Source organism: Streptomyces sp. WMMB 322 (genome assembly GCF_900090145.1).
GTDB lineage: Bacteria > Actinomycetota > Actinomycetes > Streptomycetales > Streptomycetaceae > Streptomyces.
Genome location: NZ_FMHI01000004.1, coordinates 1 through 16,311 on the forward strand (window position 1 = coordinate 1; position 16,311 = coordinate 16,311).

At 69.9% G+C, this 16,311-nt stretch carries 16 protein-coding genes; 6 read left to right on the top strand and 10 right to left on the bottom strand.

What is annotated here, in order from left to right; all coding sequences use genetic code 11:
* Positions 1-270: 270 nt before the first annotated feature.
* Positions 271-966, bottom strand: coding sequence for a DNA-3-methyladenine glycosylase (locus tag H180DRAFT_RS07995; protein ID WP_055485316.1), 696 nt, complete (start codon positions 964-966; stop codon positions 271-273).
* A 170-nt stretch (positions 967-1,136) separates the two neighbouring features.
* Between H180DRAFT_RS07995 and H180DRAFT_RS08000 the strand changes: the two genes are divergently transcribed.
* Positions 1,137-1,919 (top strand): sporulation protein, encoded by a 783-nt coding sequence (locus tag H180DRAFT_RS08000; protein WP_055485317.1) that lies wholly within the window; start codon positions 1,137-1,139, stop codon positions 1,917-1,919.
* A 42-nt stretch (positions 1,920-1,961) separates the two neighbouring features.
* On the opposite strand, the gene H180DRAFT_RS08005 is transcribed toward H180DRAFT_RS08000, so the two are convergent.
* The gene (locus tag H180DRAFT_RS08005) at positions 1,962-2,402 is read right to left on the bottom strand and encodes a barstar family protein (RefSeq protein WP_055485318.1); all 441 of its coding nucleotides are present in this window, start codon (positions 2,400-2,402) and stop codon (positions 1,962-1,964) included.
* 112 nt (positions 2,403-2,514) lie between these two features.
* On the opposite strand from H180DRAFT_RS08005, the gene H180DRAFT_RS08010 reads away from it, so the two are divergent.
* Both H180DRAFT_RS08010 and H180DRAFT_RS08015 read left to right on the top strand, forming a co-directional pair.
* Positions 2,515-3,051, top strand: coding sequence for a YbhB/YbcL family Raf kinase inhibitor-like protein (locus tag H180DRAFT_RS08010; RefSeq protein ID WP_055485319.1), 537 nt, complete (start codon positions 2,515-2,517; stop codon positions 3,049-3,051).
* A 402-nt stretch (positions 3,052-3,453) separates the two neighbouring features.
* Entirely contained in the window at positions 3,454-3,993 is a 540-nt protein-coding gene (locus H180DRAFT_RS08015; RefSeq protein ID WP_055485587.1) for an HNH endonuclease, read from the top strand.
* Between the two features lie 99 nt (positions 3,994-4,092).
* On the opposite strand, the gene H180DRAFT_RS08020 is transcribed toward H180DRAFT_RS08015, so the two are convergent.
* The 4 genes from H180DRAFT_RS08020 to H180DRAFT_RS08035 all read right to left on the bottom strand — a co-directional run bounded on the left by H180DRAFT_RS08020 (position 4,093) and on the right by H180DRAFT_RS08035 (position 7,243).
* Positions 4,093-4,860 carry a sulfite exporter TauE/SafE family protein gene (locus tag H180DRAFT_RS08020; protein ID WP_079099974.1) on the bottom strand — a complete coding sequence of 256 codons (768 nt, stop codon included), beginning with the start codon at positions 4,858-4,860 and terminating at the stop codon, positions 4,093-4,095.
* A gap of 73 nt (positions 4,861-4,933) precedes the next feature.
* Positions 4,934-5,896, bottom strand: a complete 963-nt coding sequence (locus H180DRAFT_RS08025) for an SPFH domain-containing protein (RefSeq protein ID WP_055485320.1) — start codon at positions 5,894-5,896, stop codon at positions 4,934-4,936.
* Positions 5,897-6,004: 108 nt separating this feature from the next.
* Positions 6,005-6,430: an NfeD family protein gene (locus H180DRAFT_RS08030; protein WP_055485321.1), complete on the bottom strand. Its 426-nt coding sequence runs from the start codon at positions 6,428-6,430 to the stop codon at positions 6,005-6,007.
* A gap of 21 nt (positions 6,431-6,451) precedes the next feature.
* On the bottom strand, positions 6,452-7,243 hold the full coding sequence (locus H180DRAFT_RS08035; RefSeq protein WP_055485589.1) for an ABC transporter ATP-binding protein: 792 nt from the start codon (positions 7,241-7,243) through the stop codon (positions 6,452-6,454).
* Positions 7,244-7,349: 106 nt separating this feature from the next.
* Between H180DRAFT_RS08035 and H180DRAFT_RS08040 the strand changes: the two genes are divergently transcribed.
* On the top strand, positions 7,350-8,213 hold the full coding sequence (locus tag H180DRAFT_RS08040; protein WP_055485322.1) for a hypothetical protein: 864 nt from the start codon (positions 7,350-7,352) through the stop codon (positions 8,211-8,213).
* Between the two features lie 109 nt (positions 8,214-8,322).
* Here H180DRAFT_RS08040 and H180DRAFT_RS08045 read toward each other — a convergent pair whose 3' ends face one another.
* The gene (locus H180DRAFT_RS08045; protein ID WP_055485323.1) at positions 8,323-8,967 is read right to left on the bottom strand and encodes a response regulator; all 645 of its coding nucleotides are present in this window, start codon (positions 8,965-8,967) and stop codon (positions 8,323-8,325) included.
* Complete coding sequence (locus H180DRAFT_RS08050; protein ID WP_055485324.1) at positions 8,960-10,177, bottom strand: GAF domain-containing sensor histidine kinase; 1,218 nt, start codon at positions 10,175-10,177, stop codon at positions 8,960-8,962. Before H180DRAFT_RS08050 ends, H180DRAFT_RS08045 begins: the two co-directional genes overlap by 8 nt.
* Positions 10,178-10,548: 371 nt before the next feature.
* On the opposite strand from H180DRAFT_RS08050, the gene H180DRAFT_RS08055 reads away from it, so the two are divergent.
* Positions 10,549-11,232 carry an aggregation-promoting factor C-terminal-like domain-containing protein gene (locus tag H180DRAFT_RS08055; RefSeq protein WP_079099938.1) on the top strand — a complete coding sequence of 228 codons (684 nt, stop codon included), beginning with the start codon at positions 10,549-10,551 and terminating at the stop codon, positions 11,230-11,232.
* Positions 11,233-11,370: 138 nt separating this feature from the next.
* On the opposite strand, the gene H180DRAFT_RS08060 is transcribed toward H180DRAFT_RS08055, so the two are convergent.
* A complete protein-coding gene (locus tag H180DRAFT_RS08060) occupies positions 11,371-14,028 on the bottom strand; it encodes an ABC transporter ATP-binding protein/permease (RefSeq protein WP_055485325.1) in 2,658 nt (885 codons plus the stop codon).
* Positions 14,029-14,312: 284 nt separating this feature from the next.
* On the opposite strand from H180DRAFT_RS08060, the gene serB reads away from it, so the two are divergent.
* The gene (gene serB / locus H180DRAFT_RS08065) at positions 14,313-15,632 is read left to right on the top strand and encodes a phosphoserine phosphatase SerB (RefSeq protein WP_079099939.1); all 1,320 of its coding nucleotides are present in this window, start codon (positions 14,313-14,315) and stop codon (positions 15,630-15,632) included.
* Between the two features lie 149 nt (positions 15,633-15,781).
* Here serB and H180DRAFT_RS08070 read toward each other — a convergent pair whose 3' ends face one another.
* Positions 15,782-16,309 carry a SixA phosphatase family protein gene (locus H180DRAFT_RS08070; protein WP_055485326.1) on the bottom strand — a complete coding sequence of 176 codons (528 nt, stop codon included), beginning with the start codon at positions 16,307-16,309 and terminating at the stop codon, positions 15,782-15,784.
* Between the last annotated feature and the right edge of the window lie 2 nt (positions 16,310-16,311).

Genomic DNA, 16,311 nt, shown 5'->3' on the forward strand with positions numbered 1-16,311 from the left:
TCTGGCGTTGACTTTTGGCACGCTGTTGAGTTCTCAAAGAACGGACGCTTCCATCACAACCCTCACAGGCCGCTCCGGGCGCTTCCCTCTCGGTGTCACTACTTTAGCGGATTTCCTCGCCCGCCCCTAATCGGAGCTTGCGGTTCATTTTTGGCGCACCAAAAGCGAACCCCGTTGGGGAAATCGTAGGTAGTGTTGGTCGCTTCCGATGGGTTTCCTCGGCTTCGAGGCCGTGGCTACCGCCGATCGTTTTCAGCGACTCGGTCAACGTTAGGTCTTCCGGCCTCCGGAGTCAAGTGACCTCTGACGGCGCCGGGGTTGATGTGGCCGGTAGGGGCTCACCGTGGGGTCCCTGTCGATCCAGTAGCGCCACGGATGTACCGCCCCGGCACCCCCCACGCCTGTTCGCGGGCCACTCCGTATCTCTTCCGCGCCGGCCGCCTCACCAGCCAGAACGCGCAGCGGGGCGCGCTCTTCCGGGGCGCAGACGTCCGTGCCGTTCAGCGTTCGGTCCACGTCCAGGGCCGTTGCCAGACGCGCCGGTCCCTTGGCGAGTTCCGTGTCCTTGCGTGCCTTCGGACGTCGCTTCCACGCATGCTCCCCGCCCGTAAGGATCTCGCCGGCACGGATCAGCACACCGCTCGCGTGGCCCTCGGCTCCGCAGACGAGGTTGAGGCTGAACCACATGCCGTAGATGAAGTAGACGTAGGCATGCCCAGGGGGCCCGAACATCGAGGCGTTGCGCCGGGTCCGGCCTCTGTAGGCGTGCGAGCCGGGATCCGCCTCCCCCGCGTAGGCCTCCACTTCCGTGATACGCAGAACGATCCGTCCGTCCGGCGCGGTGCGGACGAGGTGCCGGCCCAGGAGCTCGGGTGCGACCTCGAGCACGGGACGGTCGAAGAACGAACGGGGCAGCGGGGTGCTGCTGCCGTCCTGCCTTCGCGTACGGTCTCCGCCGGTGATCATGCCGACAGAGGGTAACGAGCAGGAGGGCTGTGCTTCCAGCCGGTCCTCGATCATCCTGCCCTGATGCCGGAACCGCCGGCCGTCGCCGGGCGTACTGGTAGCCGAGTGCCGAGTACGCCACGAGTGAGCAGAAGAGACGCGCAGGAAGCGCCTGGGAGGGACTGGAAGAGATGGGTTTCAAGAAGCTGTTCGCGAGCCTGGGGGTCGGGAGTGCGTCGGTGGACACCGTGCTGCACGAGCCGAACGTGGTGCCCGGTGGTGTCGTACAGGGCGAGGTGCACATCGAGGCGGGGTCCGTCGACCAGCAGATCCAGAGCCTGTCCGTCGGTCTCATGGCGAAGGTCGAGGTGGAGACGAACGACGGTGAGCTGAAGCAGAACATCGAGTTCGGCAGGCAGCAGCTCGGGGGTGCTCTCGATCTGAAGGAAGGCGCACGGCACACCGTCCCCTTCCAGCTCGGCGTGCCCTGGGAGACACCGATCACGATGTTCATGGGGCAGCAGCTGACGGGGATGCACATCGGGGTTTCCACGGAACTCGCCATCGCTCAGGCAGTCGACTCCACGGACCTCGACCCCGTGAACGTCCACGCGCTCCCCGCGCAGCAGGCGATCCTCGACTCCTTCGGGACGCTGGGCTTCCGCTTCAAGTCGGCCGACATGGAGAAGGGGCGGATCCGGGGTACGCGGCAGCAGCTGCCCTTCTACCAGGAGATCGAGTTCCTGGCGCCGCAGCAGTACCGGGGGCTGTCGCAGGTCGAGCTGTCGTTCGTGGCGGACGGTCGCCAGATGGACGTGGTCATGGAGATGGACAAGACACCGGGCATCTTCACCGGCGGCAGCGACTCGTTCCGGGCGTTCCAGGTGGACCTCACCGACTTCCACCAGACGGACTGGACGGCATTCATCAACCAGTGGCTCACGGAGGTCGGAGGGCGCCGCAACTGGCTGTGAGTCCGTGGCAGCTCCCGAAGCCCGCCGGCGGACGGGCGGGAGTCAGCCGAGGAGCACCGAGAGCGGTGCGTCCCGCACCGACCAGTAGCCGACCGCCGCCGTGAAGACGTTCACGGCGGTGGCGGCTGCCTTGGGATCGGCCTGTTCGAAGCCGGGCCATCCCGCGGTCATCAGTACGTATCCCTCGGTCTCTCCCCACCAGGAGAGGTCGGTGAGGGAGTCGGCGAGCGCGTCCCAGTTGTGCCCGAACCAGCCGGGAAGTTCGAGGCCGGTGGCACACCGGTTCATGAACTCGGCCTTGTCGGTGACGTCGCTGAGGTCGATCACCGCTCCGGTCCAGTTCGAGGCGTCGGCCTGCATCAGGACGTGCGGGCCGACGGAATCGCAACGGTAGACACCGGGAGGCACGGTGCCGTCGAACAGTCCCGGCAGCCCGCCGTCGGGCAGTTCGGGCAGTTCGGGCAGTTCCACGGGACTGGTCATCGTCGCACCACCGCTTCGAGGTCTCGTCGTGGGGTCCATGGTGACAAAGACCACGACAGGGGCTGGTTAGGCTGGCCGGTGCACCGATTTCGTGCCATCAGGAGGTACCGACGTGACCGAGCAGAAGCAACCGCCGCTCCCGCACGACTTCCATCCGCCCGTCGCCTCTTTCGAGGTGGTCAGCGAGGACGTCTCGGAGGGCGGGCGGCTGCGGCCGGACCAGCTCTATTCGGAGGGGAACACCTCGCCCCATCTGCGCTGGGAGGGCTTCCCTCCGGACACCCGGAGCTTCGCCGTGACGTGCTTCGACCCGGACGCCCCCACGGGCAGCGGCTTCTGGCACTGGTCCGTCTTCGACATCCCCGTCTCCGTGACGGAGCTGCCTGCCGGGGCCGGCAGCGGTGACATGAAGGGGATGCCCGAGGGGGCGGTGCACGTACGGAACGACTTCGGCACCCGGGACTTCGGCGGGGCCGCCCCGCCGCCCGGGGACGGCCCGCACCGCTATGTCTTCACGGTCTACGCCGTCCAGGACGAGAAGCTCGGCCCGGACGGTGACGCCTCTCCCGCCTTCGTCGGATTCAATCTGCGCTTCAAGGCGATCGGGCGGGCCCAATTGATCGGTCTCCACGAGGAGGTCGGAGGCTGACCGCAGAGGAAAGGGCCGGGACGCAGGACTGAAAATCCTTTGCGCCCCGCCGTTCCCGGGTTGCACTGTGGTGGCGGGCAGTCGGCACCGCAGTGCGGGGACGGCGGGGCGCTTGTGTCTGCGCCGGTCGTCCGCCGGAGCTCGGCCGGGGGTCGGCGACCGCGCCGACTGCCCTTGGGCTGCCGTTCGCCGGCCTGTCAGGCCGTTCACCGATGGCGTTCCCGCCGCATTCTCCGCGCCCCGGGATTCTGCCCGGTCGCATTCTTCGTTTCCCTTTCGCCATATCGCCGGCTCGTCGTCGACTCCCGTACGGCGGGCGGAAATTGCGTTGTCCGGGAATTGTCACGGCGGCAGAGTGGGGGCACCGCCGCAGGGGCGGGAGGGAAACGGGAGGTGGAGGGGATGCGCGCGACGCTCATCCTGAATGCCGGCTTCGAGCCGCTGTCCACGGTGTCTCTGCGCCGTGCGGTCGTACTGGTCATGCAGGACAAGGCCGTCGTGGAGCACGCCCACCCCGGCCTCCGGGTGCGGGCGGCGAACATCGACCTTCCCGTTCCGCAGGTGATCAGACTCCGCAGATACGTGCGGGTGCCGTTCCGACAACGGGCGTCGTGGTCCCGGCGCGGGGTGCTCGTACGGGACAGGCACCGGTGTGCGTACTGCGGGCGCCGCGCGACCACGGTCGACCACGTGGTGCCCCGCTCCCAGGGCGGCGGCGACACCTGGCTGAACACCGTCGCCGCCTGCGCGGCGGACAACAACCGGAAGGCGGACCGCACGCCCGCCCAGGCCGGGATGGCTCTCGCGGTGAAGCCCTTCGAGCCGACTCCGGCCGACGCGCTGCTGCTCGCCCTCGGCCTCGGGGACGGTGAGGGGCTGCCGGACTGGCTCGCGGTGCCCGGTGCGCACGTCTCCGCGCCCGCTCTGCCCGCCACGGCCTGAACTGCGGCGGGCGGTGGGCGGCGGCCACGTCTGAGACGGCCGGGAGCGCAGGCGCAGGCGGCCGCGGCGTGGTGCCGGCCGGAGGACGAACTCCGGTTCTCAGCGCAGGAATTGCTGAATGATCGCCGCCGTCCCGATGACGACGACGATCCCGCGAAACGCGATCGGCGGCAGTCTGCGTCCCGCAAGGGCGCCGAACTGGCCGCCGACCGCGCTGCCCGCGGCGATGAGCAGAACGGCCGTCCAGTCGAAGTCGGCGACGAAGAGGAAGAAGGCGGCGGCCGTGCCGTTGACGAGGGCGCCGAGGACGTTCTTCACGGCGTTGATCCGCTGCAGGCCCTCGTCGAGGAAGAGCCCCATCAGGGCGAGATAGACGATGCCCTGGGCGGCGCCGAAGTAGCCGCCGTATGCGCTGGCGAACAGCATTCCCGTCGACAGCGGGACTCCCCCGTTCGGGCGCGCCGTCGTGCCTCGCTTCTCGCGGTGGCGCTCGGCGAGGCGGGACAGCCACGGCTGGAGGACCACGAGGAGCACTGCGGCACCGATGAGCGCGGGGACGGCCGTGTCGAAGGCGCTGGAGGGCAGGGCGATCAGCAGGGCGGCTCCCGTCATCGCGCCGGCGAATGCCACACCACCGAGCACGAGCACGCGCCGCCCCTGTCCGCGCAGTTCGCGTCTGTAGCCGATGGCGCCGCTGACCGACCCGGGGACGAGCCCCAGTGCGTTCGAGACGTTGGCGGTGACGGGCGGGAGGCCGACGGCGAGCAGCACCGGGAAAGTGATCAGGGTGCCCGAGCCCACGACGGTGTTGAGGGCACCCGCCCCGAGGCCCGCGGCGCAGACAGCAACCGCCTCCCAGATCGTCACGCGAAGCCCCTTCGAGATCAGTGCCGTACACACTGATCATGCCGGAGGGGCTCCCGACGTCTTCCTCCGGGGCTCAGTCCAGCTTCGGGCTCTCCCTGGGCGGCTTCACCATGCTCGCGGCCGAACCTCCGCCGCCGGCGGCTGCGCCGCCGTTGCCGCCACCGGGCTTGAATCCGTCCAGCGCACCACCGAGTCCCTTGAGGGCGTCGCCGATCTCGCTGGGGACGATCCAGAGCTTGTTCGCGTCGCCCTCGGCGATCTTCGGGAGCATCTGCAGGTACTGGTACGAGAGCAGCTTCTGGTCCGGGTCACCGGCATGGATGGACTCGAAGACGGTGCGGATGGCCTGCGCCTCGCCTTCGGCGCGCAGCGCGGCGGAGCGGGCTTCACCCTCGGCCCGCAGGATCGAGGACTGCTTCTCGCCCTCGGCGGTCAGGATCGCCGACTGCCGCACGCCTTCGGCCTGGAGGATCGCCGCGCGCTTGTCGCGGTCGGCGCGCATCTGCTTCTCCATCGAGTCCTGGATGGAGGTCGGGGGCTCGATGGCCTTCAGCTCGACGCGGTTGACGCGGATGCCCCACTTGCCGGTGGCCTCGTCGAGCACTCCGCGCAGTGCGGCGTTGATCTCCTCGCGGGAGGTGAGGGTCCGCTCCAGGTCCATCCCGCCGATGATGTTGCGCAGCGTGGTGACCGTGAGCTGCTCGATCGCCTGGATGTAGCTGGCCACCTCGTACGTGGCCGCACGGGCGTCGGTGACCTGGTAATAGATGACCGTGTCGATGTTGACGACCAGGTTGTCCTGGGTGATGACGGGCTGCGGGGGGAACGGCACGACCTGTTCGCGCAGGTCGACCCTGTTGCGGACCGTGTCGATGAAGGGGACCACGATGTTCAGGCCCGCGTTGAGAGTGCGGGTGTAGCGGCCGAAGCGCTCGACGATGGCGGCGCTCGCCTGCGGAATGACCTGGATCGTCTTGATGAGTGCGATGAAGACCAGCACCACCAGGATGATCAGGACAATGATGATGGCGTCCATCCGCCCCCCTGCGTGTATGTCTCTGAATGTGAGGTCACCAGGACCGACAGCGATTGTCCCACCGCAAGTCGCCGTGTACTCACGGTTGTTGAGGTTAGCTGCTTCCGCTCATCCCATCACGACCGCCGTGGCCCCGTCGATCTCCACCACGTCGACCAGTGAGCCCGGCTCGTAGACCTCGCCGGAGTCCAGCGCGCGTGCCGACCAGACCTCGCCGGCGAGTTTGATCCTGCCGCCCTGCCCGTCGACCCGCTCCAGCACCGTCGCCTGACGCCCCCTCAACGCGTCGATGCCGCTGCTGAGTTTCGGGTTCTGCCTGCGGGAGCGGCGGGCCACCGGCTGCACGACGAGGATCAGAGCGGTCGAGACGACGGCGAAAACGAGGACCTGCGCCACCATCCCGCCGCCCAGTCCGGCCGTGACTGCTCCGGCGACGGCGCCCACCGCGAGCATGCCGAATTCGGGCATTGCGGTGATGACGAGAGGGATTCCCAGCCCAACGGCGGCTATCAGCCACCAGATCCATGCATCCACACGACCATGGTAGGCGCGCGGTCAGCTCAGGGGCAGACCCTGAGCGGTCCAGCGGTCCCCCCGCTTCTCGACGACGAGAGGCAGCCCGAAACAGCGCGACAGATTACGGGAGTTGAGCTCCGTCTCGAGCGGTCCGGCGGCCAGCACCTGTCCCTGACGGATCATCAGGACGTGGGTGAAGCCCGGGGCGATCTCCTCGACGTGATGGGTGACCATCACCATCGACGGCGCGTACGGATCGCGCGCGAGCCTGCCCAGTCTCCGCACGAGGTCCTCGCGGCCGCCGAGGTCGAGCCCTGCCGCCGGCTCGTCCAGGAGGAGCAGCTCCGGGTCGGTCATCATGGCCCGGGCGATGAGGGTCCGCTTGCGTTCGCCCTCGGAGAGGGTGCCGAACCTGCGGTCGAGGTACTCGGTCATGCCGAGCCGGTCGAGAAAGGCGCGTGCGCGTTCCTCGTCCACGTCCTCGTACTCCTCCTGCCAGTGCGCGGTCATCCCGTACGCGGCCGTGAGAACCGTCCGCAGCACGGACTGGGAGCCGGGCAGCTTGTCCGCCATGGCGATGCCGGCCATGCCGATGCGGGGGCGGAGCTCGAAGACGTCGACCGCGCCGAGCCTGTCACCGAGGACCGTGGCCGTGCCCTTGCTGGGGAAGAGGTAGCTGGAGGCGAGGTTGAGCAGGGTGGTCTTGCCCGCGCCGTTGGGGCCGAGGATGACCCACCGTTCGCCTTCCTTGACCGACCAGGAGACATCGTCCAGCAGAGCGTGGCCGTCGCGGACCACTGATACGTCCACCAGCTCCAGTACTTCGCTCATGAGCGCGTTGTCTCCCAATGCAGTCGCCGTTACCCGTGCCTTGTGAGCAGAGTCCCCAGCCAAACTTACGCCACGCGTTCGAGGGTCCGTTCCCTAGGCTGGGGTCATGCTCGATGAACCTCGTTCGGGACGCCTGGCCGCTTGGGGAAACGCTCTGCTTGCCGCACTCATCTCGCCGGATGAGGCCGCCCAGCGGATCGTCGGCGACGACGTGGTGCACCGCGTGAAGGGGCTTCCCGCTTCACCGGCTCCGTACGCGGATTCCGAGCCGGAGTCCGTGGGACTGACTCTCGCCCTCGGGCGCCTTCGGTCCATGGGGGCACGGGGGCTGCGGGTCGCACTGCCCGTGCCGGGGCATCCGCTGGGGCTGAGCGGGCCGCCGGAGTTCAACTCCCGGGCGCTGGAGGCGGGTGAGGCAGTGATCGCGCCGGACGCGGGCGTCGGGCTGGTGCCCGAACTTTACGAGGCGGGGCCGGAGGGTGACGTGCACGCGGAGGTGACGTGGCACTGCCTGTCCGTACGGGATGCGCCGCCCGCCGACGTGCCCTCCCTGAGCGAGGCCGAGCGCGAACTGGCCGAGGCGATGCGCGAGGCGACCGAGGTGCTCACGCAGCTGGACGTGGCCGGTTCGGGTCCGGTGGCGAACGCCGCGCTGGAGAGCTACCGGGCGCGCATGGAAGCCGGGAGGCAGCTTCTGGCACCGGGGTATCCGCCGCGTGCGGTGCGGGTGCTGGAGCTGGCACAACGGGTGCGGGCGCTCGTGGCCATCGCCTGCGGGGAGGAGAGCGGAGCCGGGCACGGCGGCAGCGGCGGCGACGGCCGTGAACACGGCGGCGCGGTCAGCGCCTCGCAGATCGCGGCCCGCGCGGAGGCTCTGCGGCCGGTGGAGCGGACCGCGAGGCGTGCGCAGGTTGCGGCGTACAACGCCTACGCGGAGGAGCTCGAACGGAAGCGTTCGTGGGAGTCGTGACGCCGCCGGCCGGAGAAGCCCCGGGGTGACGGGGCCGGGGCGACCGCTGCGCCACCACAGGGTGCCGGCGGTTCGGCCCGCCGCCTCGTCAGCCGCCGGGCCCGGCCCGTCAGCCCGTCAGCCCGTGGCGCACCGCCCACAGGGCGGCCTGCGTACGGTCGGCGAGGTCGAGCTTCATCAGGATGTTCGACACATGCGTCTTGACCGTCTTCTCCGAGAGCACCAGGGCACGGGCGATCTCCCGGTTCGATCGCCCGTCGGCGATCAGCTCCAGCACCTCGCGCTCCCGTTCGGTGAGGACGGACCCCCGCCCGGCTCCGGAGCCGCCGCCCGGCTCGTCCGAGAGCAGCGCTCCCGCGACCTCGGGCTGCAGAAGCACGTGGCCGGCGTGTACGGAGCGGATGGCCCCGGCGAGGGCGTCGGGGTCGACGTCCTTGTAGACGTAGCCGGCCGCTCCTGCGCGCAGCGCGGGGACGACGGTGCGCTGTTCCGTGAAGCTGGTGACGACGAGGACCCGCGCGGGGTTGTGCAGCCTGCGCAGTTCCTTCAGTGCCCCGATGCCGTCGGTGCCGGGCATCTTCACGTCCATGAGGACGACGTCGGGGCCCAACTCCTCGGCGCGCGCGACCCCTTCGTCGCCGTCGCCCGCCTCGCCGACGACCTCGATGTCGTCCTGCACCTCCAGGAAGGTGCGAAGTCCGCGCCGCACGACCTGGTGGTCGTCGACGATCAGGACCCGGATCGGATCAGCCACCGGGCACCTCCAGCTCCACGACCGCTCCCTTGCCGGGCTCCGACTCGACGGTCAGGGTTCCGCGGACGCCGCTCGCCCTGTCGCGCATGGACACCAGGCCGAGGTGGCGTCCCGCCTTCCGCACGGCCTGCGGGTCGAAGCCGCGGCCGTCGTCGGCGACGCGCAGCCGCGCCCCGGCCGCGCCGTAGGTGAGGGTGACTGCGACATGCGAGGCGGACGCGTGGCGCAGCGCGTTGTGCAGGGCCTCCTGGGCGACGCGCAGCAGGGCTTCTTCCTGGGCCGCGGGCAGGGCCCGCACGGTCCCCTCGGTGCCGAACGCGACCTCGGCGGTGTGCGCGCGGTCGAGCACCTGCGTCTGCGTGCGGAGCGTGGCCACGAGCCCGTCGTCGTCGAGGGCCGCGGGACGCAGTTCCACGACGGCCGCGCGCAGTTCCTCGGAGGCGTCGGCGGCGAGCCGGTCGATCTCGTGAAGTTCGCTCTTGGCCCGGGCCGGATCGCGGTCGACGAGCGCCGTGGCGGCCTGCGCCGTGAGACGGAGGGAGAAGAGCTTCTGGGCCACGGCGTCGTGCAGGTCGTGGCCGATGCGGGCACGCTCGCCCGCGATGGTCAGTTCGCGGCTGCGCTCGTAGAGGCTGGCGTTGGTGAGCGCGATGGCGGCGTGCTGGGCGAGGAGGCGCAGGAGTCGCTCGTCCTCCTCGGTGAAGGCGCAGCCGCGTACCGGCTCCGCTCCCCCATCCGTCGCCGGTTCCTCCCCGCCGGGGCCGGGCTCCCGCTCATCGGGGGCGCTGCCTGAGGAGGGCGTGCACCTCTTGTTGGCGAGGAAGAGCGCGCCCAGCACCTCCTCGCCGTCGGCGACGGGCATCCCGAGGAAGTCGGCGAGTTCCGGGTGTGCGCGGGGCCAGCCCCCGAAGCGCGGGTCGTTGCGTACGTCGGTGAGCCGCTGGGGCGTGGCCTCCTGGAGCATCGCGGCGAGGATGCCGTGCTGCCGGGGCAGCGGTCCGATGGACTTCCACTGTTCGTCCGTGACGCCGTCCACGACGAACTGCGCGAAGCCGCCGTGGTCGTCGGGCACGCCCAGGGCCGCGTACTCCGCGTCCAGCAGCTCACGAGCCGAGGAGACGATCGTCTGCAGGACGTCGCGCACCTCGAGTTGCCTGTTCATGGAGAGGATCGCGGCGCTCACCGCGGCGAGCCCTGAGCTGCGGAGCATGCCGCCACGGTACCGGCGCGGAAGCCTCTGCGGATCGGGCCGGGGCGGGACTCGGGCGGGGGTCCGGAGACCTAGGACCGGGGTCCAGCTGTGTGACCCTGCGTTTATCGCACCTACACACTGCGTACAAGTACCGGGTGTGCGGTGTGAGTCGTCGCATAGGACCCAGATCACGTACGACCTTACTTAGTAGAAGCTGTCCACTGATCGGACGTGCAGCGCAGGCTCGTCAAGGCATCGACTCCGTTCCAAATCCACTACCAAGGTTAGTAATGGTGATTTTTGCCCGGTGACTGACGGCAGCTGAGAATGACTGCCGCCGCAGCGGCCACCGTCGCTGCGGTCCGCGAACTGGAAGAGGTTTCCTCCCCATGAGCGTTCCCAATTCCGAACGCCACGGCAGGCTTTCCCGTCTGCACAAGATCTCTGCGGCGACCGGAGCCGCAGCCGTCGGTGTCACCGCATTCGCCTTCACCGTCGTGCCGGGTCAGAAGAGCAGCGGGAGCGTCACCGCCGGATCGGAGATGGCGGCCAAGCCGGTCGCACTTCAGGCCGCCGCGGACAGCCCGGCCGAGCAGAAGGCGAGCATCGACGCGCAGACCTCCGCCGCCGACGACCGCGCACGCGCCGACGCCAAGGCCGAGGCCCGCAAGAAGGCCGAAGCCCGGGCGAAGGCACGGCACGAGGCGGCCGTGAAGGCCGACCGCGAGCGTGAGCGCGAACTGGCGGCGAGCCGCTCCGCGGAGCGCAGCAAGACCACCTCCCCCTCGGGATCCCCGAAGCAGATCGCCCGGCAGCTCATCGGCGACGAGTCACAGTTCCAGTGCTTCTCGCAGATCGTCGAGCGGGAGAGCGGCTGGGACGTGCACGCGCAGAACCCGAGCGGAGCGTACGGGCTCGTACAGGCGCTGCCCGGCTCCAAGATGGCCTCCGCCGGTCCCGACTGGCGCAACAACGCCGCCACACAGATCAAGTGGGGCCTGGGCTACATGAAGGACCGCTACGGCAGCCCCTGCGGCGCGTGGTCCTTCTGGCAGTCCAACAACTGGTACTGAGCAGCGGCCGCACGGGCCCGGGGGACCGCCCCGGCTCGTGACGGGCGCAGACGCCGGAGGCGGCGGCATCATCTCCTGATGCCGCCGCCTCCGTGGTGCGTCGTCCGTTCCGGTCCGCATGCGCGGGACGCTCGGCCGCTACTTGCGCATGACCTCCGGCTCGTGACGGCGCAGCAGCTTCGCCACGACGAAGACGAGGGCGATGCCGAGTCCCAGCAGGACGGTCATGTCCAGCACGTAGGTACCGGCTGTGTGCTCCCACAGCGGATCGGGGTTGCCCTTCTCCCACGGCAGCAGCGTGTTCATGTCGGCCGTCGCGCCCATCGCGGCCACGGCCCAGCGGGACGGCATCAGCCAGGACAGCTGGCCCACGCCCGGGGTGTCGAAGAGCTGGAAGAGCACTCCGGTGAAGACCACTTGGACGATGGCGAACATGACCAGCAGGGGCATGGTCTTCTCGGCCGTCTTCACCAGCGCCGAGATGATCAGGCCGAACATCATCGAGGTGAAGCCGAGAACGATCACGGCGAGCGTCATCTCGACGGCAGGGAGGCTCTCCCCGATGACGCCTTCCGCGGGCAGTTCGCGCGGCGCGAACCCGATGGCTGAGATGATCACGCCCTGGACGGCGGTGACGAGCCCGAGCACGAGGACCTTGCTCATCAGATACGCGGACCGCGACAGGCCGGTGGCCCGTTCGCGCTCATAGATGACCCGCTCCTTGATCAGCTCACGCACGGAGTTGGCGGCGCCGGAGAAACACATTCCGACGGCGATGATGAGCATGATCGTGCCGGCGTCGCGGTTGGTTCTGCCGCTCTTCAGCGGTCCGTAACCCAGCCCGAAGTCGCTGGGGATCAGAGTGCTGACACCGCCCAGGACGACGGGAAGGATCACCGTGAGCGCGAGGAAGCCCTTGTCGGAGGCGACGACCGAGACGTAGCGGCGCACAAGCGTCCAGAACTGCGACCCCCAGCTCTGCGGCTTCTGCGTCCGGGCCGGCGGCGGCTGCACGTGCGGGGCCTGCTGCGGGCTGACGGAGTCGAGGTCCGCGGCGTACATCTGGTAGTGCTGCGATCCGTGCCAGCGGCCCATCCAGTCGTAGTCGCGGTAGTTCTCGAACGCCGAGAAGACATCGGCCCAGGTGCCGTACCCGAAGAAGTTCAGCGCCTCCTCGGGGGGCCCGAAGTAGGCGACGCCGCCGCCGGGGGCCATCACCAGCAGCTTGTCGCACAGGCCCAGTTCGGCCACGGAGTGAGTGACCACGAGCACCGTGCGGCCGTCGTCGGCGAGTCCGCGCAGCAGCTGCATCACGTCGCGGTCCATGCCCGGGTCGAGCCCGGAGGTGGGTTCGTCCAGGAAGATCAGCGACGGCTTGGTCAGCAGTTCCAGGGCGACCGAGACGCGCTTGCGCTGGCCGCCGGAGAGGGAGGTGACCTTCTTGTCCGCGTGGACGTCCAGTTTGAGCTCGGCGAGCACCTCCTCGACGCGGGCGTTGCGCTCGGCCTCGGCGACGTCGCCGGGGAAGCGCAGCCGGGCCGCGTAGCGCAGCGCCGTGCGGACCCTCAGCTCCTTGTGCAGGATGTCGTCCTGCGGGACCAGGCCGATGCGCTGCCGCAGTTCGGCGAAGTGCTGGTAGAGGTTCCGGTTGTCGTAGAGGACCTCGCCGACGTCGGCGGGGCGGTAGCCGGTCAGCGCACGCAGCAGCGTCGACTTGCCGGAGCCGGACGGCCCGATGACGCCGATGAGCGACTTTTCCGGGACGCCGAAGGTGACGTTGTCCAGGATCACCTTGCCGTTGTCGACCTTCACCGTGAGGTGGCGGGCTGAGAAGGTGACCTCGCCGGTGTCCACGAACTCCTCGAGCCGGTCGCCGACCAGCCTGAACGTGGAGTGGCCGACGCCGACGGTGTCCTGCGGAGTGATCACCGTCGAACCCGACTTGGGCAGCGGCTGGCCGTTGACATACGTGCCGTTGTGCGAGCCCAGGTCGTGGATCTCGAAGCGGCCCTCCGGCGAGGCGCGGAACTCGGCGTGGTGACGGGAGACCTGGAGGTCGGAGACGACCAGTTCGTTCTCCAGAGCACGGCCGATCCGCATCACCCTGCCCTGGGAGAGTTGATGGAACGTGGTGGGGCTGCGGTCGCCGCCCGGCCCCGGAGGCTGCGTGATCCGGCGCGGCGCGTCGTGCTGCGGTATCCGTCCCTGCTGCGGCTGAGGGTGCGCGGGACCGCCCTGGTGGCCCTGCTGCGGTGGCACTCCGGGCTGCTGGTGCGGATAGGGCTGCTGCCAGCCGGGGTTCTGCTGGGGCTGCGGCTGGTGCCAGGCCTGCGGTTGCTGGGCATGCGGTTGCTGCGCCTGCTGAGGATGCGGCGGTTGCTGCTGGGGCGGTGCCTGCACGGCCCCCGCCTGCGGGGCCTGGGGAAGCCTGCTCCCCTGCCCCTGCGGACCCGGCGCAGACGTCCGCGCGCCCTGGAGATCGCCGCCGGGGGCCTGCGCCGCCCCGCTGCCGGAGAGATCGAGTTTCGGCCCGTCGGTGGCGTTGCCCAGGCGTACGCTCATGCCGGGCCGGAGCTCCGTCTGCTGGATGCGCCGGCCCTGTACGTACGAGCCGTTGGTGCTGCCCTGGTCCTCGATGACCCAGCTGTGACCGCCCCACCTGATGGTGGCGTGCCGCCAGGAGACCCTGGCGTCGTCGACCACCACATCCCCCTGCGGATCGCGTCCCACGCGATACGGTCTGGACGGTTCGAGTGTCCAGGTCCTGCCGTTCAATTCCAGTACGAGTTCCGGCACTCCATGCCCCACAAAGTTGTCCCCCGAGTGACTCCCTGCGCCGGGAGCCTAGGGATGGCGAACATCGTGTGGAACTATTTCAGGCCCGGGCCCTGGACAGGAAGTCGCCCCATGTCACAACCCCACGTCGGCTGTGACAGGCCCGGGACGGTCCCGTACCGGGCGGGCACGAGGGCCGCTCGCCGGGGCCGGCGAGTAGTACGGGGAGCCCCGCGGCAGGACCGGTCGGGGGCGCAAGCCCCCGCAGGGCCCCCCGCGCCCCGCAGCGATACGGTTGAGACACCATGACCACATCGCCGGGCACGCCGCCCTCGTACGCCGATACCCCCACCCTCCTGGTGAAGATCTTCGGAAGGGACCGGCCCGGCATCACCGCCGGACTGTTCGAGACCCTCGCCGCCTTCGCCGTGGAGGTCGTCGACATCGAACAGCTGGTGACACGTGGCCGCATCACGCTCTGCGCCCTGGTCACCGCCCCCGGAGCGTCCCAGGAGCCGCCCGCCGCGCACGGTACGGCCGGCGAAGGCGAACTGAGGGCCACCGTGCACGGCTGGGCCGAGACGATGGGCCTCGAGGCCGAGATCATCTCCGGCACGGGCGACAACCAGCCGCGCGGCACGGGCCGTTCGCACGTGACGGTGCTCGGCCGGCCGCTCACCGCCGGCTCGACCGCCGCCATCGCCGCCAGCATCACCGCGACCGGCGGCAACATCGACCGCATCTTCCGGCTCGCCAAGTACCCGGTCACGGCAGTGGAGTTCGACGTGTCCGGCGCCGAGACACCCATGCTGCGCACGGCGCTCGCGCTGGAGGCGTCCAGGCACGGCGTCGACATCGCCGTCGTCGCCTCCGGGCTCCAGCGCAGGGCACAGCGGCTCGTCGTCATGGACGTCGACTCCACGCTGATCCAGGACGAGGTCATCGAACTCTTCGCGGCGCACGCCGGCTGCGAGGACGAGGTCGCGGAGGTGACCGCCCGCGCCATGCGCGGCGAACTGGACTTCGAGGAGTCCCTGCACGCGCGTGTGGCGCTGCTCGAAGGGCTCGACGCCTCCGTCGTGGACAAGGTGCGCAAGGACGTGCGGCTCACGCCCGGCGCGCGCACCCTCGTGCGCACCCTCAAGCGTCTCGGCTACCAAGTGGGCATCGTCTCCGGCGGGTTCACGCAGGTCACGGACGCGCTCCAGGAGGAACTGGGTCTCGACTTCGCCGCCGCCAACACCCTGGAGGTCGCGGACGGCAAGCTCACGGGCCGCGTCACCGGCGACATCGTGGACCGGGAGGGCAAGGCGCGGCTGCTGCGCCGCTTCGCCTCCGAGGCGGGAGTACCGCTCGCGCAGACCGTCGCGATCGGTGACGGCGCCAACGACCTCGGCATGCTCAACGCCGCCGGGCTCGGGGTCGCCTTCAACGCCAAGCCCGTGGTGCGCGAGGCCGCACACACCGCCGTGAACGTCCCGTTCCTGGACACCGTCCTGTATCTGCTCGGGGTGACCCGGGAAGAGGTCGAGGCCGCGGACTGCACCGGAGAGGACGAGACAGCCCAGGACGGCGCCACGGTGCGGGAGGGCGGGGACGAGGGGCGCGGCCACGGCACGGCCTGAGACCGCCGGGTGCCGGTCGGCTCAACTCCTGATCTCGAAGCGCGAATTCGCGGCCGCCGCCTGCCGCAGGCGGCGAAGCGCACGGACGAACGCACGGTGCCCCCGGGCGCCGCACGGCCGGGGGCACCACCAGACGCCTCGGTACGGGGCTACTCCGGCGGCTCGTGCGGCTCCCAGTAGTCGGTGAGCGTGGCGACACCGGGCTCGAGGCCCTTCCAGGAGCCGTCGAAGCGGAGCACGGCGACCGTCGAGGTGGGGAAGCCGTTACGGGTCATGCGCTCCAGGGTGTCGCCCTTGGCGTCTCCGGTGAGGGCCTCGGCCACGCCCTGGATCCCCGGGTTGTGCCCGACGACGAGCAGGTCGTGGACCTCCTCGGACATGTCGTTGAGCACGGCGATGATCTCGCCGGGCGAGGCCTCGTACAGACGCTCCTCGTAGACGGTCTTCGGGCGTTGTGGCAGGTGGTGGGCGGCCAGTTTCCAGGTCTCGCGCGTGCGGACGGCGGTCGAGCAGAGGGTCAGTCCGGGGGCGATGCCGTGCGTGGCGAGCCACTCCCCGACGGCCGGGGCGTCCTTGCGGCCGCGGTCCGCGAGGGGACGCTCATGGTCTGCCACGTCCGGCCAGTCGGCCTTTGCATGCCGGACAAGGACGATACTGCGGGGCACATCGACGCTCATGT

Bases quoted from the DNA above. Each gene is read 5' to 3' on its own strand.
- H180DRAFT_RS08000 (WP_055485317.1), top strand. From the start codon at position 1,137: ATGGGTTTCAAGAAGCTGTTCGCGAGCCTGGGGGTCGGGAGTGCGTCG.
- H180DRAFT_RS08035 (WP_055485589.1), bottom strand. From the start codon at position 7,243: ATGAGCGAAGTACTGGAGCTGGTGGACGTATCAGTGGTCCGCGACGGC.
- H180DRAFT_RS08050 (WP_055485324.1), bottom strand. From the start codon at position 10,177: ATGCTCCGCAGCTCAGGGCTCGCCGCGGTGAGCGCCGCGATCCTCTCC.
- H180DRAFT_RS07995 (WP_055485316.1), bottom strand. From the start codon at position 966: ATGATCACCGGCGGAGACCGTACGCGAAGGCAGGACGGCAGCAGCACC.
- H180DRAFT_RS08070 (WP_055485326.1), bottom strand. From the start codon at position 16,309: ATGAGCGTCGATGTGCCCCGCAGTATCGTCCTTGTCCGGCATGCAAAG.
- H180DRAFT_RS08005 (WP_055485318.1), bottom strand. From the start codon at position 2,402: ATGACCAGTCCCGTGGAACTGCCCGAACTGCCCGAACTGCCCGACGGC.
- H180DRAFT_RS08025 (WP_055485320.1), bottom strand. From the start codon at position 5,896: ATGGACGCCATCATCATTGTCCTGATCATCCTGGTGGTGCTGGTCTTC.
- serB (WP_079099939.1), top strand. From the start codon at position 14,313: ATGACCACATCGCCGGGCACGCCGCCCTCGTACGCCGATACCCCCACC.
- H180DRAFT_RS08055 (WP_079099938.1), top strand. From the start codon at position 10,549: ATGAGCGTTCCCAATTCCGAACGCCACGGCAGGCTTTCCCGTCTGCAC.
- H180DRAFT_RS08015 (WP_055485587.1), top strand. From the start codon at position 3,454: ATGCGCGCGACGCTCATCCTGAATGCCGGCTTCGAGCCGCTGTCCACG.
- H180DRAFT_RS08040 (WP_055485322.1), top strand. From the start codon at position 7,350: ATGCTCGATGAACCTCGTTCGGGACGCCTGGCCGCTTGGGGAAACGCT.